Source organism: Halalkalirubrum salinum, from assembly GCF_005543295.1.
In the GTDB taxonomy this organism is placed as follows: Archaea; Halobacteriota; Halobacteria; order Halobacteriales; family Haloferacaceae; genus Halalkalirubrum; species Halalkalirubrum salinum.
In genome coordinates this window covers 1-22,077 of the sequence record NZ_SRSG01000032.1, presented here as the reverse complement: position 1 = coordinate 22,077, position 22,077 = coordinate 1, and the positions used below count along the sequence as shown (strand labels likewise).

Genomic DNA, 22,077 nt, shown 5'->3' with positions numbered 1-22,077 from the left:
ATCAGGCGACGATCGCAATCTCGGCAGTCATAGATCGCCGGCAAAATACATATCCCCTCGGGACAATCGTGTATTCGAGACGTGCTCTACGCCCATCATGTCAACTGACACGCTCAGCGGCGGCCCGCTATTGATCGCGGAGGATGAGCCGGGACTCCGCGAGTTGTATGGCCTCTGGCTAGGCGATCGCATTGATCTCCGACTCGCTGCGGATGGGACGGAGGCGATAGACTGCTTCGATGACACGGTCCAGGCAGCCTTGCTCGATCGACAGCTTCCGGAAGCATCTGGTGAGGAGATACTCCGGTCGATCCGCGCGGAGTCGTCGTGTCCCGTTGGAATGGTCAGCGCTGACGTCCCCTCAGTCGATATTCTCTCGATGCCGCTCGACACCTACGTGTGCAAGCCGATCGATCGCGAAACTGCCACCCGAACCGTCGACCAGCTCCTCGCGCTGCGTTCGTTTGACTGTGCGGTCAGAGAGTATTTCGCGCTTTCTGCGAAGCTCCGGACGCTGCGGTCGGAAGCAGCAGTGGTTGGTATCGAGTCTGACCCGGCGTATCAGGCCGCCGAAGAGCGGGTTGCGGAGCTATCCGATCGGGCGGCCGAAGCAATGGCGGCGCTCGATGATCCGAATCCGGCGCTGTCGTCGCTCGTCACCGAATTCACTCGATAATCTCGACTATGCGTGGGCTGTGTCCGGCAACTATTTGCCCTCGTACACGTAGCAGGACAGTAGATGCTCAAAGGGCGGCTTGCGGCGTATCGCGCGCGGGTCCGATCGGCACTCGAGGCGGCGTTCAACGAGTCACACACGCCTCACGAGATCGGACTCAGCTTCGCGATCGGGATATTCATCACGACCCTGCCGACGCTTGGACTCGGGTACGGGGTGTTCGTCGTCCTCGCGTACTTTTTCAGTTGGGTCAACAAGCTCGCGCTCATCGCCGCGGCGATCGTCCTCAACCCCGCAACGAAGCCGTTTGTCCACGCGGCGAGCTATCAAATAAGCGGGTTTTTCTTTTCGCCGCGAACCGTCGAACCGTTCAACATCGTGTTGCTCGACGCGGCGGTCAACATCGTTCGGCGGATACTCATCGGGAACCTCATTATCGCGACGGTTCTCTCCATTGTCAGCTACCTACTTGTTCGAAAGCTAACGATCGGCTACCGCGCCCGCAACGGCGGGCAATCGAACGCCGAGCACGCCGAGGCGGGAAACTGATTGGCTGTCGTGAGAAACAGTCGGTATGTTCAGACGATTCAGAGAGTACGCTCCGGCGGGGTTGGTTCCGGCGGCGTGGGGATTTGCGATCGCCTTCCATTTCGGCGTAATCAGTAATCGAACCGCACTCATCGGCCACGCGATCATGGCGGCGCTGCTCGCGCTCTTTTCGATTACCGGCCGTGCGGAGATGCGCACCGGCGTACTTCAGGCGTGGTGGCTGGTTGTGACTGCCGGCTTCGTTGTCACTGCCGCGGGCGTCGTGGGCCTGTGGTCGGCAGGCGGGGCGGCGTTGCTCGCGGTTGCGCTGTACGGCTGGATGCTTTTGCCGGCGATCGGCTACGGCTACACCGCCCTGGCGATGGACGCGAATGCGTGGCCGTACGTTCTCGGTGCGATCGGGTCGATCGTCGGGGCACTCTCCTATACGATCGGCCTGCTTGGTGTTGCTGGGGTGGCCATGCCGATCGGGTTGGCGATCGTTGGGATCGGCCAGACGATCGGGATCGTCGACGCGGTTGCTCGGTACTAGTGGCAATCGATAGGTTGTGTCACCGACCATTGCGGCGACCGACCAGAAGATATACACCGATCGATGAATCTACCTACGAGTACTTCAGCGAGGGCCGCCAGAGACGGCGATCGAATCGGTACCACGCGCGACGATCGACCCGCCCGGCCCTGCGCACTGGCCCCCTCCCATGACGTCGAAGCCACCTGTTGACTCCGATCGTGCGACCGAGACTCCTGCCGAGACAGACCGTGATAATAGGTCGGTCCGTGGGTATGTCACCGCCATTGCTCAAGCAGTCCAGCGACGCTTTAGCGTCGATACGCGGGCGCTTGCGGCGGTGCGTATCGCGCTCGGCTGTACCATTCTCGTCGATCTGCTTCATCGTGCGGGGAACATGGAGCTGTATTACACCGACACTGGCGTGTACCCAATCGCTACCTACGAAACGACGTACAGCCAGTACACGGGGCTCTCACTCCACGCGCTGTCTGGGGACCTGTGGCTTCAACAACTTCTGTTCGTCATTGCCGGGCTCTTTGCGATCGCATTCATCGTGGGGTATCGGACCCGAACAGTTGGATTTATTTCGCTTTTGTTGCTGATTTCGCTACACGCACGAAACCCTGTGTTGTTGAACGGCGGCGATCGGCTCTTTCGCGTGCTGCTGTTGGTTGCACTCGCGAACCCGCTCGGCGAGCGATGGTCGATCGACGCGCTTAGACGTGGCCACGCGCGTCGTACGGTCACGAGTTTCGGGACGGCCGCGCTGTTGCTCCAGCCGCTTGCGGTATTCTCCGCCAACGCGATCCTCAAACACGAGGGGAGTACCTGGTTCGCCGGCGAGGCGCTGGGTATCGCGATGGCAAACGACGTCATGACGATCTACCTCGGCAACGTCATCGCCCAGTATCCGACACTGCTGACGGCGCTGACATACGGCTGGGTCGTGCTGTTGAGCGGCTCGATCCTGTTTTTGTTGGTCCCGATCGGCTGGCCCCGGACGATCGCCGCACTGGCGTACATCTCGTCGTTCGTTGGGATGGCGCTCTCGATGATGGTTGGGTTGTTCCCGCTCGTACTCACGGTCGCGGTGCTTCCGTACCTCGGCTCGGGCTTTTGGGACGTGATTTCTCGTCGAATTCCCGATCGTGTCAGTGAGTGGAGGCTGGATGACGGTCGCCTCTCAGCGCCGCCGATTGAGCGGCGGGCGCTGTCGGCGTTTCGCGATCGCGGCCACGGCAACGCCGCCGACTACGCCGTCTCCTACGGTCGATCGCTGTTGACCGTGATTGGGTTTCTATTAGTCGTGTGGATCGTCGCGTTCACCGCGATCGACGTGACGGAGGCTGATGTCCCCGCAGAAGTCGATAGTCCGCATCTTGACCAACAGAGCTGGGGACTGTACGCGCCGAACCCCAGCCGATCGTACAGCTGGTTCGTGATCGAAGCCGAATTCGCAAACGGCTCGACCGCTGAGCCGCTGGACGGCGGCGAACCGGATTTCGATCGGCCGCCCGATGCCTCGAAAAAGTACGACAGCTTCCGGGAGCGCAAGTACCTCGAAACCGTCCGTGATTCCGCCTACGGCGATGAGTACGGCACGATCGCAACCGCCTACGGTGAGTGGGCCTGCAGCGAGGCGAGAGACACCCACGGCCCATCGGTCGAGCGGATCGTCGTCTACCGCATGTACGAAGAGAGTCCGGTTGGCGGCGAGTATGAGGAGGATCTTAGACAGCTCACACTGATCAAGATGGAGTGTTCGGCGTAGCCACTAGCTGTCAGCGGATGACTTTTGCGTTGGATCCGGTGATCGCTGCCGGTATCGAGGTGTGCCGGCAACCGCCTGTGGTTCCGAAACGCCTCAGCATGGCCGTCTCCAACAACACGGTGATGTCCGATCACGAACACGACCATCATCACGAACACGTAGACGAGTCAGTCGACGATCGACAAACATGGGCTCGCCGCCGACGCGAAGGCGTTCCGACGAACAAGCAACTGCTCGTCATCGCGTGCATGGACGAGCGGATTCCGGTCGAAGACGCGCTCGGGATCGAACTCGGTGACGCGCAAGTGTTTCGCAACGCCGGCGGGAAGGTCACTGACGACGTGATCCGATCGGCCGCGCTGACCACGAACTTCTTCGACACCGAAGAGATCATTATCATCAACCACACCGACTGCGGAATGATGAGCGCGCCAGACGATGCGGTTCGGGAGGGGCTGCAGGCACAGGCGGGCGATCTCGACGCGGCCGACCTCGATCCGTCCCTGCCGGAGTTGAACATTGGCGACGCGGATATCATGGATTGGGTCAAAATGACTGATGATATCGACGAAGCGTGTGCTGCCCAGGTCGAGTATCTTCGAGAATCGTCGTTAATCCCCGACGACGTGACCGTATCCGGCTACGTGTACGAGGTTGAATCTGGTGAGCTTCGCCGGCCGGGCGATCGGGTCGCCGAAGAGATCAGTGAACGACAGGTCTGACAGACTGCCGAACTGACCCGGTGCGTACGCCAACCGTTATTTGCTCCCGCTTTGATGTGCCGGTGATGAAGACCGACCACCGGGTCGTTGTTGGCGACGCCCGGGACATGCAGCAGCTCGATCGCGAATCGGTCGAACTTGTCGTCACCTCGCCGCCGTACCCGATGATCGAGATGTGGGACGAACTGTTCGCCGACCTCGATCCGGCGATCGGGTCGTTACTCGACGCAGGAGCGGGTTTGGACGCGTTCGACCGGATGCACGACCAGCTCGATCAGGTTTGGGCCGAACTCGAACGGGTACTTGTCGACGGGGCGATTGCGTGTATCAACATCGGCGATGCGACGCGAACCCTCGGCGGGAGTTTCCGTGTGTATCCGAACCGATCGCGCATTGTTTCTGGCCTCTGTGCGCGGGGCTTCGAGCCACTCCCGGAGATCGTCTGGCGCAAGCCGACCAACGCCGCGACGAAGTTCATGGGCTCGGGGATGGTGCCGCCGAACGCGTACGTGACACTCGAACATGAGTACATTCTGGTGTTTCGGAAGGGGTCTGCGCGGCGATCGTTCGAGCCTGGTGCGGCCGAGCGCTACAACGCGGCGTACTTCTGGGAGGAGCGAAACGAGTGGTTTTCGGACCTCTGGACGGACGTCCGCGGGACGCAACAGGCGACCAACGACGAGGATCTCAGGGAGCGATCGGGCGCGTATCCCTTCGAGATTCCCTCTCGACTCATCAACATGTACAGCGCCTACGGCGACACCGTGTTGGATCCCTTCTGGGGGACGGGCACGACGACGATCGCGGCGATGGTCGCTGCGCGGGACTCGATCGGCTACGAGCTCGAATCGGCGTTTGTGGACGGCTTTGTGGATCGGGCCGCGTCTGTTGAGGAACTATCGGGGCAGGTCGGTCGCTCTCGGCTTCGTGCGCACGAGCAGTTTGTGCGCGAGCGACAGGCCGACGGCGACGAGTTTGGATATCACGCCGAACACTACGACACGCCCGTGATGACCAAACAGGAGCAGCGGATCCGGCTGTACGAGGTCGATCAGCTCAACGAGACAGATACTGGCTGGATGGCGATGCACAGTCCGATCGACCAATCCGATGGTGCCGAGAGTCTGTTCGACCACCCCGGTCGCTAACGAAGCGCTCACTGTCACGATTACACTCGCTGAAAACACCGCAATAGCCCCTTGTTAACAAAGTATTCAACCGAGTATCTCACGGATAGACTCGCGACCAGTCAACTGACGATACTATGGCAAAATCACCGCTCGTGCACGCACGGAACCGCGCCGGTATTGGCCTCCAGCGGCTGCGACTGTCCCTCGGGAGTGGCGCACCGATCGATGCCTCGGCGCTTATTGAGTCGACGCCCACCGATCCGAACGTCCTATTTTTGTGTTACGGGAACATCTGCCGGAGTCCGTTCGGCGAACGATATCTTCAGCGAACTCTGGCTGAACATGACACAGAAGACATCTCAGTCGATTCTGCCGGGCTCAAAGCGACGGATGGACGGAAAAGCCCAGAGAACGCCGTTTCGGCGGCTAGCGAGTTTGATGTCGACCTTTCAGGTCACCGATCGAAGCCGGTGACCGAACAGCAGCTACAGTGGGCCGACACAGTGTTCGTGATGGATCTACTCAACTACTATTACCTCCGTCGAGATTTCGCGGACTACGGTGAGACGGTGTTCTTTCTTGGAGCACTTGCGGACGGAGATTCCTACGAGATTCCGGACCCATACGGCGATGGTGTGTCTCGGTATCGAATGCTTTACGGCGAACTCACAACTGCTGTCGATCGGTTTGTCGATCACATAGACTCCCAGAGATGACCGACGACACTGATGCAGCGATCGTCCCGGATGTCGGCATACACAGCAGCGCTGTGGCGGTTCGATCGCTCTCGAAGGCCGGTGTGAGGCCGATCGTCGCATCGAACAGACAGTCGTCTCCCGCACTTTCCTCAAAATACTGCGCAGAAACTATCGACGTGCCTGATCCACACACGTCGATCGATGCGTACGCTGATTCATTGCTTTCGCTCGCGGAGCGAGACGACGTTCGAACGATCCTTCCACTGCGCGAAGCTGACGTGTACGCGCTCTCGAAAAATCGACCATCGTTTGCCCGTCATATGACGCCGGTGTGGCCCGACTTTGAGACGCTTCGAACCGTACAGGACAGACGAACCCTGCTCTCTGTTGCACAGGACCTCGACATCCCGACACCATCAACCAGGTTGCTCACCGCGTGGCCAGATGGTGCGGATCGAGCTGTGGTGAAGCCGCGATATTCGATCGTAGTCGACGAAGTGTCCTCAGCCGCTCGAGAACCGGCGGTTCGTGTTATGGATCCCCATGAACGGCCTCCTGTCGATGAGGTCGTCGACGAAATGGGACACGTGCCTGTCGTTCAAGAGTACGTTCCGATGGCGGGCGAATATGGCTTCTTTGCGCTCATGGATCGCGGCGATCCGGTATTGACATTTCAACATCGGCGGGTTCGAAGCTTCACGTACGATGGCGGTGCAAGCGTCTATCGGAAGTCGATCGATGATCCGACGTTGCGCGCGTATGGGCTTCGGCTGCTCTCCGCGCTTGAATGGCACGGCCCTGCGATGGTTGAGTTTCGGCGAGATCGCCGGGATGATACGCTCAAGCTCATGGAAATAAACCCACGGTTCTGGGGATCACTCGCGCTCGCGGTACACGCAGGTGCGGATTTTCCTCGGCACTACGTCGACCTCGCAGTCGAAAATACTCCCGGCCCGGAAGTCGAATCCTACGAGGTCGGCCTCGGTACCCACCTTCTAACCGGTGAGTTAGCCTATCTATATACTGTGTTTCGGGGAAACCAGCAGACTGAGCCACCACCGTTTATTCGAGAACTCGCCTCAGTGCTGTGGTCTGTGTATCGACAGCCGCAGTTTGATCTGTGCTCCCTGCGCGATCCGATGCCGTTCGTGACCACACTCCGGTCGCTTACGAAGCAGGCAACGGCTCTCGTGGTTGACCCAGTGCGTTCGACAGACAGCCCTCGTGAGTCATGATTGGCGTCGAGAGAGGCAGGCGTCACTGATTCAGACTGGGGGCGTTCTCTGGAACTACCAAGGATCATTCTGGATACTGCACAGGTCCCCACTACGCTGTACGCTCTTATATTAACAACTCATTAACAATTCATCTCTACATACATATGCGAATGTGTTGCACATGTTGGATAGAATCAAACAAAGCCAGGCCGCGATACAGGTAGCCTGGCTAACAGGAAAAATTCTCAATCATCGGATTCCTGGTTTTGTTTCTCGAACGGCTACTGGTGAGCCGCGAACGGCCCTTCTTTCGACTCCAGATTCGACACCCGGGACTGAACAGGGGTCTGTGAGCGAATTCGACACACAACAGTTTCGGTCATCGATACACCCCACACCAAACTGTCCAATCCTGACTAGCGATGACGTCACCGATTTTGGCGCCGTCGATTTCGTTGCAGATCCGTTTTTATTTCCCGGCGAGGACAAATGGTATCTCTTCTTTGAAATCTTCAACGACGATCGGGACCCCGACGCCGTAATCGGGCTCGCGACGAGCCCGGACGGCTACGAGTGGAACTACGAGGGAGTCGTGTTGCAGACTGAAAAACATCTGTCGTTTCCATATCTGTTCGAATGGGACGGCGAGCGATACATGCTTCCGGAAACCGGCGGGGAGGGCGACACGATGGTCGAACTCTACAAGGCGAGTGATTTTCCAATAGCATGGAATCGATGTGCGATTCCTGTTTCGGGGACCCACGACACAGACGATGCAGTCATCTTCCGCTGGAACGGACGTTGGTGGTTGGTCGTAGGCGATGCGACCATCTCAGGCGTCCATCTGTATTATTCTGAATTAATTGAGCGGGATGGATGGCATTCGCACCCAGATAATCCAGTCGTCACGAATCGATCGATAGCGTATCGTCCCGCGGGACGGCCGGTCGTCACACAGGATCGGATCGTGATTTTTTATCAAGACTGTGCGAACAGATACGGAGAACACGTACGGGCGTACGAAATTACTCGCCTCGATCCGACAGGATTCGCTGACAACGAGCTGGATGGCTCACCGGTGTTGGAGGGCGAAAAGACGCGGATCGGCTGGAATTCCGGACGCATGCATCATATCGATCCATGGTATTTTGACGGCCAGTGGCTCTGTGCGGTCGACGGAAACATCCAAAACAGCAAACTGTTCACCAACAACCACTGGTCGATCGGCATTTACACGTCCGATCAGCTGTGAAATAAACACAGCTTACCACAAACGGCCTGCGCCGAATCCAGCTAACGTCCATTTTGTGGCCCGTAACACACTGCGGTGCTCCGAGTGCACGACAGCACAACGTTGATTGGTGACACCGGTGACTTCTAGTTTGTGGCAATAATCGACGATTCGATCGAGGAGGAATCCGTGGATCGTCGACAGCAGTACGTGACGCTTGTGATCCTCGCGATCGCCGAGCTATTGCGTTGTTGTCCGAAGAGCGCGATCACCGATCGGGTTTAGCGTATTTCCATGCCCACGCGATCAACACCAGCTGTAGCGGCAGCCGGAGCCACGCGCCGGTGTCGGCGATCGGCTGGAGCCGATCGGGGATCTCCTCGTCGAACGGGTCGCTCACTGCCATGTACAGGTTCGCGGGGAAGACAGCGATTAACAGCGCGGTAATGCCGTACGCTGCGGGCCGACGGGTTCGATCGAACAGCATGCCGAGGCCCAGACCAATCTCGGCGATCCCAGAGAGATACACGAGCGCGACCGGCCGCGGGAGCTGGGGTGGCACCGCTCGCGCGAACGCCTTCGGCATCATGAAGTGGGCGATCCCTGCACTGACGTACACGGCGCTCATCCAGACTGGCCGCGACTGGGTAGGTGATTGCGATGTTAAGGGACGATCATCTGGTGTGGACGCTGACGCGGAGCGATCGGCAGGCGGCATGTCTTGACAGTCGATCGCCCGCATGTTAACCTCTATTGCCGTCTGTTGTCGTCTGTCGCTATCTGTCGTCGCCTGTCACTACCTGTTGTCGTCTATCACTGTCTGTTGTCGTCTGTCACTGTTTGTCGTCGCCTGTCACTGCCTGTTGTCGTCTATCGCTGTCTGTTGTCGTCTGTCACTGTTTGTCGTCGCCTGTCACTACCTGTTGTCGTCTGTCGCTGTCTGTTGTCGTCTGTCGCTGTCTGTCGTCGCCTGTCGGCAGACCGGACGTGACACCGATCGCTGTGCCGGCTCAAGAGACACGGGTCCCACTGCGAAGTAAGACGAAACTAATGAGCGCTGCCATCGCAGCGATCGCTGCGAGCACCAAGAACAGGACTTGGACACTCGCGATCGTCAACACAGTCCCGGCGAGCCCCGCACCAAGTGCCCCGACACCGAAGATCGCGAGGTAGGTGTACCCGAACGAGAGTCCCCGGGCGTCGGGGTTCGAGTAGGCCGCAACGGTCGTCTGTGATAACGGCTGTACAGAAAACAGTGCGATGCCGAGAAGCAACGAGACGGCCAGGAACGTCCAGACGCTCGCGGTCGCCGGGACGAACAGTAACGCAAGCACCGCCAGCGTCCCGAGCACGTACGCGAGCCCGCGCTCTGGAGCGATCCGATCGGCCACCTGCCCGCCGATGTACTGGCCGCCGATCCCGACCATCAGGATCCCGACATACAGGTATCGTGCGAGGTCGAACTCCTCAGCGTAGGGGCTCTCGGGGTCGACCAATTGGAGTGTCACAAGCCCGTCGAGAAAGTCTCCGAGGAGATCCGGCAGAAACGTCAAGAATGCGCGGTAGTAGAGGCCGTTCAGCGTCACGATGAGCAACACGAGGACGAACCCGCCGGTCAACAGGATTCGGGTGTCAGAGACGATCGTCGAGAGCGATACCTCGCCTTTGCTGGTGTCTTCGCTGTCGCTGCTGCTGTTGCTGTTACTGTCTCTTGTCGTCTCGGTGTCTGCTGTGGTGTTATCATCTCCACCGTCGGCAGCCACTCCGCTGGGAGGGGTCTTGTTGAGATCGACGGTCAGTCCGTACACCGCCGCACCGATCGCCGGGATAGCCAACGCGGCAGCGACGAGTTGCCAGTCGAACCGGAGCAACAGCAACGCGGTCACCAGCGGCCCGAGTGCGATACCGACGTTGCCGCCCATGCCGTGGTATCCAAGCGCGATCCCGGGGCGATCGACCGACTTCGACAGCAGCGCCAGTCCGGCTGGATGATAGACGCTGGCGGCCGCACCCCACAGCGCGACGGCGACGCCGATGAGGAGCAACGAGGGGCTGAGGCTCATCACGACGAACGATCCGGCCATCCCGAACAGGCAGGCGATAATGAGCGGTTTCGAGCCGAAGCGATCGACCAACACGCCGCCGGGTAACGCCCCAACGCCGAAGAGGCCGTATCCGACTGTGACCAGCCCACCGAGCAGCGCCGCGGTGGTCGAAAACTCCACCAGCCAGACCGTCATCAGAATCGGGATCGACAGCTCGTAGGTGTGGACTAAGCCGTGAGCGCCGGACGTGAACAAGATGAGACGGCGATCGTCGGCGTTCATTCGTGGGTGTCTGCTACTGGATCCGAGCGGAACTTAACCGCTCCGAACCGGTCGAAATTTGATGGGTTACTCGCTGTCGGTGTTCGCACTCCCAGTTGCGGTCGCGTCTGCGTCAGGATTCGAAACGTCAACGTCGAAGGTGGATTCGCTCTCTAAGGAGACTTCCTCTGTCGCCGCGCCAACGAGTGTTATTGACACCAACAGCGAGACGGTTGTCGTCTCGGTATCCCCTGAGTCGACCCCACCATTGTCAAAGGTCGATTCATCAATGTCTGTGCCGCGATCAGTGATGTCAACCTGGTCGAAATCTGCCTGTATAACGCCTTGGACCAAATCAAATGAATCACCTGACAGCTCAACTTCATCACCAATCCGATCGCTCTCAACCGATTCATCATAGATCGAATCGGTACTCTCCCCAACGGCGGCATCGATCGTCAAATCAATCCGTTCGAGTCCGTCGGAGAAGTTCTCCCACTCGATGTCCACAGTTGGCTCGATCGACACCGAGGTGATCTCACCGTCGTTATTTTCGACCGCTGTATCGGCCGCGGTGAAGTCGATCGAGGCCTCCGCACGGGCAGAATCACTCGTCAGAGAGGCGGCTCCGCTCAGTCCCAGCAGGCTGAGAGCGATCGTCGCAATCTGGCGGCGCGGGATCGCAAGGATGCCGCGAGTGTCGCCGCGTCGATCGCCGTTACTGCCACCGCCACCCCAATCGTCACCGCCGGCGTCCGCAATCACATTCTGGCTGTGCGTGACACGAGCTTCAGTTTCGGGCTCGTGGTTGGGTCGATCGTCATGCTGGTCGTCATCTGCTGGTAGATGGTTCTCGTCGCTCATTCGATCATCCTCATCTACTGACTGCTCCTGGTGGCCGATTTTGCCTCGCTATCCGACGGTTACTTCGAGAACTGATACCTTCCACCAACGAGCTGTCATCACATTAGCGTGGATCGCTATCAAATATAAAAATTAGGATCTCCGTTGATTCGGGTTCGATCAATCGCCTCTCGTGGCCGCGGTACAGTATTCGAGCGAAGTGAAGTACCACGGGTCGGGTGACCCGTGGTACTCTGCCTCGAAACCGTATAGACCGAACAATACTATTCGGCTGGCTGTCAAAGTGTATCCCAGTCAACGACACGAAGCGCATGTATCCGATCGAAATGGTCGACGTTGGCAGTTAGCACTGGAAGTTCCTGTGTCAGTGCAGTCGCGGCGACGTATACGTCGTGCAGATTATTGAGTGGCTGTCCTCTAGGATACCAAGGTTGGGCGGATACGCCAAACTTCACGGCTGAGGATCGCTAGCTGCTCGTGTTAGACGATCGGCGGCAGGTCGGGGGCGGATTGAAAAGACCACGCTGGCTACGACAGTGCTGGACCCCTTCGATCGACTCTCTCACCTCGCCGCTATTTGTACACCGAGCAGACGCGTTCGATCCCCGCTTCGAACTCGATCGACGGCTCCCAGCCGGTTTCGGCATGCATCTTCGAGTAGTCCGCACACGTGTCGTGGACGTACACCGACTCGGGAATCGGGTTTTCGACGTACGTCGGCTCGACGGCAGTTCCGAGTTCCTCGCTTAATAGGTCGACGACCGTGTTGAAGTCGTAGGACTCGCCCGTCCCGAGGTTGAAGACGCCGTCGAGTTCATGTTCGGCTGCGAGTACCAGCCCGTCGACGATGTCCTCGACGTGAGTGAAATCCCGAGTTTGCGTGCCGTCACCGTACAGTTCGGGCGATCGGCCGTGGGCAATGTCGTCGGCGAACTGAGCAATTACGTTCGCGTACTCGCCTTTGTGGCCCTCTGCGCCGCCGTAGCCCTGGTACACCGAGAAAAACCGCATCCCGGCGAGTGTGAGTCCGTAGTGGTTCGAAAAGTACTCCGCATAGCGCTCCCGAGCGAGTTTCGAAGCCTCATAGCCCGTGTTGACCGTCACGGGCATGTCAACGGGCGAGGGCTCTGTTCGGCTGCCGTAGATCGAGGAGGTCGAGGCGTACACGACAGTCTCACAGCCGTCCTGTCTGGCCTGCTCGACGACATTGACAAACCCCTCAACGTTGACGCGGACGCCCCGGCAGGGATCGTCTTCATGCATCGCGTACGACGACAGCGCTGCGAGGTGAAACACCACATCGACGTCGGTCGGGAGCCCCCCGGCGAGGACGCTCTCGTCGCGGAACTCGACGTTGCTTTCGAGGTTTTCGGCAGTCCCGAGGTAGCCGTCGTCGACGACAATTACCTCGTTATCCGCCGCGAGCGCGTTCGCGAGGTTCGATCCGATGAATCCTGCACCACCTGTCACAAGCACCCGCTTGTTGTCCATACCGAATGCACCACGGTCAAACATATAAACGAATTGTGATGCCGATCGCGCTCGGGCGGCGACTGCCGCTGTACTCCTTGTTATTCTGTGGTTACCGCTACTGGCGCCCAGTATAATTTTCCGCCTCAGGCACGGATTGAACGGTATGGCTTTCGCGATCACGCACTTTCTAGTCGGTGCGTCCCTCCTGCTTTTGTCCGCGGCTCCATTCGTTCTCCGGTATGACCTCGACCAAACCGCAGTCATGTGGATTGTCCCGATCGGCGGTATCTGGGGATTGCTCCCGGATCTTCACAACGTCTCTCCCGTCTTTGGGGCCGAATTGTTCGCGATCCACAACTCGCCGTGGATGTCGCTGTTTGCGTTCCATTACCTGTTAGACACCCCGGCTGTCCGCGATCGCCAGAACGTGAGCATCTTGCTTGCGATCGCCCTGTTTGTGTTCGCCCTGTCGATTGTTTCTCTGGCATATTGGATTCGCGATCGACAGACGATCGCACGGATGCAACTCGGGAAATTGGCAATTACGGGTGTTTCGGGGGCGATTGCAGCCGGGTTCGCGACGATCACGCTCACAGCCGTTGTTAGCACGCAGTGGGAATTTGATACGGTTGCGGGATTGGTTGGTGCCGATCGGGTGTTGATTGGTTTGCTGGTCGTGCTTATCGGTGGATTCGTTCTCGGGCTTGGGTACTTGGCTGCGTTCGTGCTGATTGTGCCGCGGCAGTACCAGATGATGTCGCGTTACGGCGCTGGGGCCGGTATCGGAATTGGCGTCGTTGCGTGGCTCAGTGGTGTGGTTGTGTTCGTTCCCCTGTGGGTTCAGTGGGTGGTTGGTGGGGAGTTGGCAATCCCATTCGTTCACTGGCTGAGTCTGGGTGGCCTTGTGCTGTATGGGGCTGTCTTTGGGTCGCTGTATGCGATCGTGTCTGGGGCGTTTGCGGTGGGCAGTGGCCGGGAGATGGACGGAGGGATTGTTGGAGTATGAGCAAGCGACCAGTCCCTCTCGTGGATATGATGCTATCTGCAGCTCCAGGTGTCTCGGTTCTGGACGGCGATTTCCGGGTTATCCTCGTCGAACTGATGGGGAGTTGGCCGCCTCGCGCTTGATAAAGCGCTGATGGTGGGCCACTGCAGCCTCGACAGCCACGGTCTGGGGATTGCTGAGTCGAGGGCCGATCGTCTCGATCGGCTGCCATTCAGCATCGTCGTGTTCGGCCGACAGCGACACCGATCGGCGTGGCCCGCGACAGTAATAGTACACCGCGAACCGGCCTTCTCCGTCGTCGTTTATCCATGAGACGGTGTGGACCGGCGTGACGATCGTCCGTGTCAAACTTAGCGACACACAACACGTCTCGCTTCATTAGCGAGACTGCTGTTTACTGCCGAAAATAGGAACAATAAATGCTGCACGGCGATCGTTTTTTTACCTGTGTTCCTCGATCCACTTGCACCACGCGTGGAAGTCTTCGGCTCCACATTGATCAGCGATCGAGTGAAGCGTCCCGATCCGAATCTCTGCATGCAACGGTACATCGACGTTTTGTCCCTCACCTGTGTCTTCGTTCTCGTGGTGAAGACGCTCGTCAGATCCAGCCAGCATATTCCACGCGAATAATAATCTCTTTGTCTATTGCACAAAATTGTGTAATTATAGGATGTACGATATATGCGGTGAAAAGGAACTCAAAGTTTGCCTCGCGCTCGATCCAGGGGATTCTATCTCTGGCGTCGCGCGGAAGATCGACGAGAACCGCGAGACAATCCGGCGCGTCGTGAATCGCCTCGAAGAGGCAGGATACGTCGTGTACGATGATGGTCTCCAGCTCGTCGATCAGACAATCCGAGACGCCGGTCTCGATTTCCTGACGGTGACAGCAGCCCTCTCGCCGCCGTCGATCTCGGAGGCGTACGTCCTCCCACAGTTCGCAGGTATGGTGTATGCGTTTACTGGCATCGATGCGGTCTACGTCTGGACCCGCGGTGGTTACCAGGTTGCTCGCGATCCGGCGGACTATCCGCTGTTCATCGCCGTCCACGAATCCGAGCTTGAGGCCTGGACGGCGTTCTTCGATCGGTTCGGCATCCCGACTTCCACAAAGCGCCAGCCCACCAGAGCTCTTGATGGCGCTATCCAGGTCGTTCTAGAGCCACGGCCAGAGATCGATGCCGAGATGGTCGACGGACGGTCTGTTATCTCACTCCAAGAAACCGTCGCGTTCGCAAACGAGTACTACGCAACCTTCGAGTCAGCACTCGACATGCTCGGACGGATGTACGACGACGTCGACACTGACGCGAGCTACCGCATGGAGCCCGCCTGAACATGAGTCACGAAGACCGAAGTGCGGCACTCATCGACGTGCTCGAAGAACTAGAGCAGTCTGATATTGGGTTTGTCCTCGTTGGTGGGTACGCGATCAGTCAGTTCGAGACGCGGTTTTCGACCGACCTCGACCTCGTCATCGCTCCGGACGACTACGATGAAGTCGTTGCGTTTCTCGAAGCGCACGGTTTCGAACGACAGACCGATCTAGAAGTACCCCCAGAAGAGACCATTTACAATCGCGAAATCGAGCTTTTCGAGCGTACTGAAGGCCTTCCTCTCCCGGTCGGTGCAGACATTCTTGTGAACGGCCTCGGCTGCCGACAGACCGAAGCAGAGTGGTCGTTCGACTATCTGCGCAAGCACAGTTCTCCGACGACGATTTCAGGCGGTACCCGGTCGACAACCGCACGAGCAGCTGATGGGGAAGTGCTCGTTGCGGCCAAGCTCCATAGTGGGCGAAAACCGGATCTCGCAGACGTCCTCGCTGCGACTCCGTCGATCGACTTCGGAACGGTCGAGACGCATCTACATCGCGGCGATGCTGATGCCCTTCGTCAGCAGCTCAGTGAAGCACAAGCGTTCATCGAAGCGGGTGGACTCGATCACCGATTCAAGAGTCTCTTTGGCCAGTCATCGGCCTCGGCCGAGGATATTGAGTGGCTCCTCACGTTTCTCAAACAGCAACAGAAGTAACGAGCAACGACATGGAGACAGTACGGGCTTTTTTGAGGGACTGCGGCCGATCGCTCCCCGTCTGTGTTCCGTGGACAGCTGGTCTTCGGCCGATCGTCCACCAATTCCCGGCGCGATTGTTTGCCGTCGGACAGTCTCGATCGAATTGGGCGTGACACGTCAATTTTCGCGTTCTGATCTGAATAGTGCCGATCACAGTGCTACCAACTGGTCTCATGTAAAGTACCACGGGTCGGGTGACCCGTGGCGTTCGTCTCTGGTCACGTCCACGAGAATAGTGGTGTGACGGCACCGAACTTTAATTCCCTCCGTGCTCGCCGTAAGGCTTGCGTGGAACCAATAACACCCGAACACGCTCGTGAATCCTACCCCAATAGAGGTCTTCTATCAGGCCGTAGGAACCGTGTCCGTGGAGGTCAGCCGCTTTACGTCGGCTCGACACCACCCAGCTCACCGAGTTTGTTTCAGTCGGATTTTGCGAGGTTGTTAACGGTGAGTTCCACTCCAAAATACGGCGGTTTGGCACTTGAAACTTTAGATTGTGGAGGAATCGTACACGATTCACCCACGGGTCGGGTGTTGAGCAAATCGAAGATTTGCGAAAGCCGAAAACGGACGTTTTCGGAAACCCGTGGAACTCTCGCTGTTCTCTTTAGATTACAGTGTCTTCAGATCGATCGCACGGACAGGGCCTTGCTGACTCGCAGTGACGGCGAAAAGTGAATACGACGCTGTCCGGGACACCCCACCATGTCCGCATGAAAGCGATATAATTAGCTACAGAAAGAATTATTTTGTCGTAGATGGTAGGTTGTACGTATGCCCACTGACACACCCGCACCGGGCTGTCCGCCCATAGACTCCCTTGAGTCAGTGTTTAGCGAAGAGCCGTCGATTGAAGAGCGCATCTACAGCCTCCTTGTAGAGACGACGGAGGGCGTGACCGCCCCGGCAGTCGCTGAGCAACTCTCGTGTTCGACGGACACGGCGCGGAAGTATCTCAATTGGTTTTCGGAGTTAGGTATCGCCAGTAAGCATGATGGCCGACCAGTCCAGTACGAACGTAACACCGAGTACTTCGAATGGCGGTACGTGAACGAGTTGGCGAACACACGATCGCTCGATACCCTCAGAGAGCGCGTCATCGAAATCCAGGAGCGAATCGAGTCGTTTCGGGACCGGTATGACGCCACAGATCCCGCGAGGATCGATGTCTTTGACGCGGCTGACCGCCTCGATATGACGATTGCGGACGCCTGGGACGACTTATCGACGTGGGCCAGTCTGGAAGACGAACTCCGTCTCCATGACCGCGCCCGTCGCCGGTTGAGCGATCGCGCCACAGCAAACGCAGACTGAAACGTTCGATGGCAAATCACTCGCATACACCTGCTGGGAGCATTGACCGAACTATTCTCATGAGTATCAAGCAGCGGCTTGATACCGCCCCGTATATTTATTCGACAAGCCTGAATCTACAGCAGGGCAAACCAACGCTCACCGCGACCTTCGCCTCGGAGTACTTCCCGACTGACGTCAAGGAGGCGTATTACGATATTCGGTGGTACACAAGCGGCGATTTTGAAATTCACTACCAAGAGAACTGGACGGACGAACGAGAGTGGAAGCGACGGTGGGATAAGCATCCTCGGAACGGAAAGCGAACGCACTACCATCCACCTCCTGACGCGGATCACCCGCCGAAACCAGCCACCCTCCCAACCCACTACTACGAGATGCTCAGGTACGCCGACACAGAGACGCTCGATCACATCAAATCTCATCCACTCATCGACGCCGACTAATACTCATCGCCCGGCGAGAGGAATTGCGGTTGATACGCCTGCTCTTCTAGACGATACCGTGCCCTTCGTGACGATCGCTCCTCATCTGTGTTCCGTGGACAATTGATGTCTTCGATCGATCGTCCGGGGTGGGTCCGTGATGGTGACCGACGACGGCCGATCGCCTCGAAGAAACCCGCGAGGAATCACATAGTCTCCGCCGAGAGATTGAGATTCCCTGGCTCGCAGTATTCGATCGAGTTCCTGCTATAGTTGGCATGGCAAACGTACTGCCATTTTCACTCTGAGATGATAATTAAAGTACTGTGGCACCGAATACCTCCACATGAGCAGTATCGAGGTTCCCGCTGATGTGTTCGACGCGATCGCTGCCCCACCAGATGAACGCGAACCCATTGTTCGACAGGAACTGGCCGTCTCGCTGTATCGGGAAGGATATTTATCATTTGGAAAGGCACGAGAACTGGCCGGGCTCACAAAGGCTGACTTTCATCGCTTGCTCGGCAAGCGCAACGTCGAACGACACTACACTGACACCGATCTCACGCTCGATATCGAATACGCCCGCGAATGACAGTCGTTTCGAACACCTCCCCGCTGTTGAATCTCGCTTTGATCGGGCGGCTCGCGTTGATCGAAGCACAGTTCGATGAGGTTGTGATTCCTCTGACAGTATGGCACGAGATCCAGGCAGGGGCTGCTGGTGTCGATCAAATTGAATCACTACGGGATCGTGGTGGACTTCGCATTGTATCTCCAGAATCGACGGAACTTCTGACAGAACTTCAGCGAGAGCTCGATGCTGGAGAGGCGGCAGCCCTCGCGTACGCGATCGATACTGACGCCGAACGTATCCTTCTTGACGAACGTGAGGGACGTGCAGCCGCCAGTCGTCACGATGTCCCTGTCACCGGCGTTGTGGGAATTTTGCTCCGGGCGTCCCGGCAAGACGGACTTGACCTCGAATCTGAACTCAACACATTACGGGACGCGGGATTCTGGATTGCCGATGATCTGTACGAGCGAGCCCTCGCACTCGATCGCGAGTGAGTGTTGCCCACTCGAATCATGTCCTAATCGCATGGCGATTGGTGTACTGCTCGCCTCTATTTAGCGTGGGAAGCGATCAAGATTGATCGATCGCAGCAGCATCGATCGCTCCTCATCTGTGCTCCGTGGACAGTTGGTGTCTTCGGCCGATCGTCCCGGGTGGGTCCGTGATGGTGACCGACGACGACCGATCGATCGATACACCAGACGGTAACGCTACTGCAAATAGTCGGGTCGATCGGTGGTTAGTGTTGGTTTGATCGCGTCGTGTCCCGCGTGGGATGTGCTTTGGTGTGTTTTGGTGTGTGGTTTCGATCGGTGGACAGGGTCAGCCGTGGACGCCAGGTGTCTCCGGGGCGGACCGCGTGGCGTCCTCCGATCGATCTGTAGCACCTCGAGACGATCGATCGCGTGTCTCTGTGCCCGTGTTCGCCTTCGATCGATCGCCTGTGGTCGCCTGTGAGCGACCCGTCTCCCCGGGGATTTCGGCGTCACTCGGGAGGATGACCCGGCGTTCGGTGTACGAGAGACCGTTTTTGCGTTCGGTTTTGCGTCTGATCGCGATCCGGTTCTTCGTGAGGTCCAACAGGGCGTCGATCGTCCGGGAGACGAGCTTTTTCGCGTAGGTGTCTCTCACGCCGCGTTCCTGTCTGCGGATCCAGTGTTTGAGATCGCTCGCTTTGACGTACTCGCACACCGACGCGGAGCCGCGCTTCCACGGATTGTCGCCGATCGTCTCGTCCGTCCGGGCTTTCCAGACTTTGGCGGCCAGTCGGGTCGGAAGTGCAGAGGCGCTTGATCGCAGCATGTCCTCGTCTATCCGGGCCAGCTGTTGGATCGGGAGGAGGTCACCGTAGGTGAGCGTCGTCCGGTGGGGGCGGCTGCGATCGAGTGGGTCCGCCTGTTCGGGTAGGCGATAGTACGCGTGGCCGTCGTCTTTGGTGAGCGTTTCGAGGCGATCGCCGGGGACCTCGATTGTGGTCGGATCGACGGTGTCCGTGCGGAGGTGTGCGCCTTTCTCGAGTTCTCTCGACTGGCGTTCCTCGATTCGTGTCTTGTTCGCGGCTGTTTTGCGGGCGATCGCGTCTGTCTTCCGGGCGATCGCCTCGGTCCGGGTGTCCAACTCGGCTGTTGTCTGGGTCTGGGTGGTGAGGCGATCGGCGTGTTCGTTGAGGTGGTCGTCGTGGTTGGAGAGCTGATTGTCGTGGTCTGAGAGGCGATCGTCATGCACGGTGAGCTGATCGTTATGTGCAATGAGACGATCGTCGTGATCGTCCAGCCGGTCCCGAAGTCGATCGTTCTCTGCGTCGAGCGCCTCAACCTCGGTTTCGAGTGTTTCGACGCGGGCGGTGAGCTCATCGATCGTCTCCGTGAGGGCGGCGATCGTGTCGGTGACCTGGGTGCCGGTTACTTTGCAGTCGGTGGCTCGGGTGGCCGTCAACGGCGATCGGGCGTCCTCACTCATCCGTCTCCACCTCGATCGCGTAGGTTGGGTCTGGGTGAATTGTGATTGTGAATGGCTTCACCGACCAACTGCAGTTTCAGTTCACTTGCTTCCAGAGACTCTCGATCCGCTGGCGGATATTTGCAAGCGTTCTAGTGAACAGGGCCGACGGATGGTGATCGGCTGGGGAATCCGGAATTGCATCGCTTGACTGCGCTGCCGGTGGTGGATGAAAATGCGTTCGCTGTGTATGGGGATTTGGATGACGATCCCAGCGACACTGCCAGATGTCACCTGAGTCCTGTGTTTCGATCTGACACCCTCCCACGACTGAAGTCGTGGGGTTCCCAGCCACAGACCAGGTGCCCCACGGCGGAAGGTTCCCCACTCATCGACGGTGGGGTTGTGGGCCGTGCCAGTACGGCCCCCGACCGAGATAGCGGGCTTCATTTACCTCCGTGTGGAGTGCGTATCCTTACCTCAGACTCGGCAGCACAACCTATGGTACGATCCGTGGTAGTTGTTTCGGGTTGTGTCGGATTCATCCCACGACTGAAGTCGTGGGCTTTCTCCTCGAACCACTGTAATGGAAATTGTAGTCGCCGTTCGTATACCATTGAATTTCAAGTCGTGCTACTTGAATGTGCGGCGGGTAGCGATTGGAGTCGAAAATTGTGACCACCAGTGAAACCATTTTTCCAGTTCGTTCTGTCTGCACTGTCTCGATAAGTGAGTGTGTTTGTGCTCGTTCGGCAATCGTCTCGAGCACAGCATCGTCGATCGGTGCTGCCGACGAACTCATGTTCACGCAGGTAGCTTGCCACTCTCGTGGCGGGACATTCGAATCGCCTCTTTGTGCCGGTCGAGTGCTTCCAGCAGTGTCTCCCATTTCGAGAGGGTCTCTAACCGATCTTCCAGTTCGGCATGCGTTGCTTCCTCCGGCAGGTCGACAGTCGCTGGAGTTGTGGTATCAAACTGCTGTTGCAGTTGTTCAACCTGCGTTTCTAGCTCCGCAACCGTGTCGAGGAGCTCCTCGATCGTGTGTGTCTCCGCAAGTTCGTTCGCCCGCCGCCAGCGAAAATATGCCTCGTTACGGACGTAGCGTGCGCCGCGGTTGTCTACACGCTTTCGAACAACGCCAAGCGTCACGAACGTGTCCAGATGCTTCCTAGCGGCGTTCGTCGAACACGCGGCCCGGTCTGCGATCGTCGCGGCAGTCGCAGGCTCCTGGAGGCCTGTGATCACGGCCCGAATCCGTTCTTGTGTGTCCTGTGATTGTGTCCAGTCCTCGCGTTCTTTGGTGCGTGCTGTCTCGTCTGGTTCTGGACCAAAGTCAGCCATACGCGAATATATGCGGTGTAAGCGCAAATATCTTCTCCAGGTCTGTATTGACGGCTTTTTGTCGCATTTTTAATGTTATATCGTGACACCATGGCTTCAAATTCACAATCTTAGTATACCTGTTTATATATAAATTATACATACATATCGTACTTCCAAGCGAAGTGTGAATCTGGAGACCCTATTTGTGAAATTTTACTGAGGGGTACTGGCTGTAGAAGAACTTGACCGAACTATAGCGAC

25 protein-coding genes are annotated in these 22,077 nt (G+C 58.0%); 17 read left to right on the top strand and 8 right to left on the bottom strand.

Annotated features, from left to right (window positions below):
- The first annotated feature begins 97 nt into the window (after nt 1-97).
- The 10 genes from E5K03_RS11835 (at nt 98) to E5K03_RS17735 (ending at nt 8,793) form a co-directional block, all read left to right on the top strand.
- Nucleotides 98-676, top strand: a complete 579-nt coding sequence (locus E5K03_RS11835) for a response regulator (protein WP_171006684.1) — start codon at nt 98-100, stop codon at nt 674-676.
- 63 nt (nt 677-739) lie between these two features.
- Nucleotides 740-1,225: a DUF2062 domain-containing protein gene (locus E5K03_RS11830; RefSeq protein WP_138007044.1), complete on the top strand. Its 486-nt coding sequence runs from the start codon at nt 740-742 to the stop codon at nt 1,223-1,225.
- A gap of 25 nt (nt 1,226-1,250) precedes the next feature.
- The gene (locus tag E5K03_RS11825; protein WP_138007043.1) at nt 1,251-1,757 is read left to right on the top strand and encodes a hypothetical protein; all 507 of its coding nucleotides are present in this window, start codon (nt 1,251-1,253) and stop codon (nt 1,755-1,757) included.
- A gap of 169 nt (nt 1,758-1,926) precedes the next feature.
- Nucleotides 1,927-3,510, top strand: coding sequence for an HTTM domain-containing protein (locus E5K03_RS11820; protein ID WP_138007042.1), 1,584 nt, complete (start codon nt 1,927-1,929; stop codon nt 3,508-3,510).
- A 98-nt stretch (nt 3,511-3,608) separates the two neighbouring features.
- Complete coding sequence (locus E5K03_RS11815) at nt 3,609-4,232, top strand: beta-class carbonic anhydrase (RefSeq protein ID WP_138007100.1); 624 nt, start codon at nt 3,609-3,611, stop codon at nt 4,230-4,232.
- 65 nt (nt 4,233-4,297) lie between these two features.
- The gene (locus tag E5K03_RS11810; RefSeq protein WP_138007041.1) at nt 4,298-5,380 is read left to right on the top strand and encodes a DNA-methyltransferase; all 1,083 of its coding nucleotides are present in this window, start codon (nt 4,298-4,300) and stop codon (nt 5,378-5,380) included.
- Nucleotides 5,381-5,496: 116 nt separating this feature from the next.
- Entirely contained in the window at nt 5,497-6,078 is a 582-nt protein-coding gene (locus E5K03_RS11805) for an arsenate reductase/protein-tyrosine-phosphatase family protein (RefSeq protein WP_138007040.1), read from the top strand.
- Complete coding sequence (locus tag E5K03_RS11800) at nt 6,075-7,295, top strand: carboxylate--amine ligase (protein WP_171006683.1); 1,221 nt, start codon at nt 6,075-6,077, stop codon at nt 7,293-7,295. The genes E5K03_RS11805 and E5K03_RS11800 overlap by 4 nt, the downstream gene beginning before the upstream one ends.
- Before the next feature lie 331 nt (nt 7,296-7,626).
- Entirely contained in the window at nt 7,627-8,529 is a 903-nt protein-coding gene (locus tag E5K03_RS11795) for a glucosamine inositolphosphorylceramide transferase family protein (protein ID WP_240730014.1), read from the top strand.
- Nucleotides 8,530-8,661: 132 nt separating this feature from the next.
- Nucleotides 8,662-8,793 carry a hypothetical protein gene (locus tag E5K03_RS17735; RefSeq protein WP_265338731.1) on the top strand — a complete coding sequence of 44 codons (132 nt, stop codon included), beginning with the start codon at nt 8,662-8,664 and terminating at the stop codon, nt 8,791-8,793.
- Here the strand turns inward: E5K03_RS17735 and E5K03_RS11790 are convergent.
- From E5K03_RS11790 to E5K03_RS11775, 4 genes are all read right to left on the bottom strand, one after another.
- Complete coding sequence (locus E5K03_RS11790) at nt 8,777-9,226, bottom strand: DoxX family protein (protein WP_171006687.1); 450 nt, start codon at nt 9,224-9,226, stop codon at nt 8,777-8,779. The two genes, E5K03_RS17735 and E5K03_RS11790, sit on opposite strands and share 17 nt — an antisense overlap.
- A 292-nt stretch (nt 9,227-9,518) precedes the next feature.
- A complete protein-coding gene (locus tag E5K03_RS11785; RefSeq protein WP_138007037.1) occupies nt 9,519-10,835 on the bottom strand; it encodes an MFS transporter in 1,317 nt (438 codons plus the stop codon).
- 66 nt (nt 10,836-10,901) lie between these two features.
- The gene (locus tag E5K03_RS11780) at nt 10,902-11,678 is read right to left on the bottom strand and encodes a hypothetical protein (protein WP_138007036.1); all 777 of its coding nucleotides are present in this window, start codon (nt 11,676-11,678) and stop codon (nt 10,902-10,904) included.
- Nucleotides 11,679-12,251: 573 nt separating this feature from the next.
- The gene (locus tag E5K03_RS11775) at nt 12,252-13,169 is read right to left on the bottom strand and encodes an NAD-dependent epimerase/dehydratase family protein (RefSeq protein WP_138007035.1); all 918 of its coding nucleotides are present in this window, start codon (nt 13,167-13,169) and stop codon (nt 12,252-12,254) included.
- A 145-nt stretch (nt 13,170-13,314) separates the two neighbouring features.
- On the opposite strand from E5K03_RS11775, the gene E5K03_RS11770 reads away from it, so the two are divergent.
- Complete coding sequence (locus tag E5K03_RS11770; RefSeq protein WP_138007034.1) at nt 13,315-14,157, top strand: hypothetical protein; 843 nt, start codon at nt 13,315-13,317, stop codon at nt 14,155-14,157.
- Between the two features lie 78 nt (nt 14,158-14,235).
- Here the strand turns inward: E5K03_RS11770 and E5K03_RS11765 are convergent, their stop codons facing one another.
- Together E5K03_RS11765 and E5K03_RS11760 are read right to left on the bottom strand one after the other, a co-directional pair.
- Nucleotides 14,236-14,517, bottom strand: coding sequence for a hypothetical protein (locus tag E5K03_RS11765; protein WP_138007033.1), 282 nt, complete (start codon nt 14,515-14,517; stop codon nt 14,236-14,238).
- 81 nt (nt 14,518-14,598) lie between these two features.
- The gene (locus E5K03_RS11760; protein ID WP_240730013.1) at nt 14,599-14,775 is read right to left on the bottom strand and encodes a hypothetical protein; all 177 of its coding nucleotides are present in this window, start codon (nt 14,773-14,775) and stop codon (nt 14,599-14,601) included.
- A gap of 55 nt (nt 14,776-14,830) precedes the next feature.
- Between E5K03_RS11760 and E5K03_RS11755 the strand changes: the two genes are divergently transcribed.
- The 6 genes from E5K03_RS11755 (at nt 14,831) to E5K03_RS11730 (ending at nt 19,049) form a co-directional block, all read left to right on the top strand.
- Nucleotides 14,831-15,496: an RNA polymerase subunit sigma-70 gene (locus E5K03_RS11755; RefSeq protein ID WP_138007032.1), complete on the top strand. Its 666-nt coding sequence runs from the start codon at nt 14,831-14,833 to the stop codon at nt 15,494-15,496.
- Nucleotides 15,497-15,498: 2 nt separating this feature from the next.
- Nucleotides 15,499-16,194 (top strand): nucleotidyltransferase domain-containing protein, encoded by a 696-nt coding sequence (locus E5K03_RS11750; protein WP_138007031.1) that lies wholly within the window; start codon nt 15,499-15,501, stop codon nt 16,192-16,194.
- Between the two features lie 819 nt (nt 16,195-17,013).
- A complete protein-coding gene (locus E5K03_RS11745; protein ID WP_138007030.1) occupies nt 17,014-17,553 on the top strand; it encodes a DUF7342 family protein in 540 nt (179 codons plus the stop codon).
- Nucleotides 17,554-17,612: 59 nt separating this feature from the next.
- Entirely contained in the window at nt 17,613-17,999 is a 387-nt protein-coding gene (locus E5K03_RS11740) for a hypothetical protein (protein WP_138007029.1), read from the top strand.
- 325 nt (nt 18,000-18,324) lie between these two features.
- Nucleotides 18,325-18,573, top strand: a complete 249-nt coding sequence (locus E5K03_RS11735; protein WP_137197518.1) for a UPF0175 family protein — start codon at nt 18,325-18,327, stop codon at nt 18,571-18,573.
- Nucleotides 18,570-19,049, top strand: a complete 480-nt coding sequence (locus E5K03_RS11730; protein ID WP_138007028.1) for a DUF3368 domain-containing protein — start codon at nt 18,570-18,572, stop codon at nt 19,047-19,049. Before E5K03_RS11735 ends, E5K03_RS11730 begins: the two co-directional genes overlap by 4 nt.
- Nucleotides 19,050-19,377: 328 nt before the next feature.
- Here E5K03_RS11730 and E5K03_RS11725 read toward each other — a convergent pair whose 3' ends face one another.
- Both E5K03_RS11725 and E5K03_RS11720 read right to left on the bottom strand, forming a co-directional pair.
- On the bottom strand, nt 19,378-20,514 hold the full coding sequence (locus tag E5K03_RS11725; protein WP_205742996.1) for a hypothetical protein: 1,137 nt from the start codon (nt 20,512-20,514) through the stop codon (nt 19,378-19,380).
- Nucleotides 20,515-21,297: 783 nt separating this feature from the next.
- Nucleotides 21,298-21,834, bottom strand: a complete 537-nt coding sequence (locus E5K03_RS11720) for a DUF7342 family protein (protein ID WP_138007027.1) — start codon at nt 21,832-21,834, stop codon at nt 21,298-21,300.
- Between the last annotated feature and the right edge of the window lie 243 nt (nt 21,835-22,077).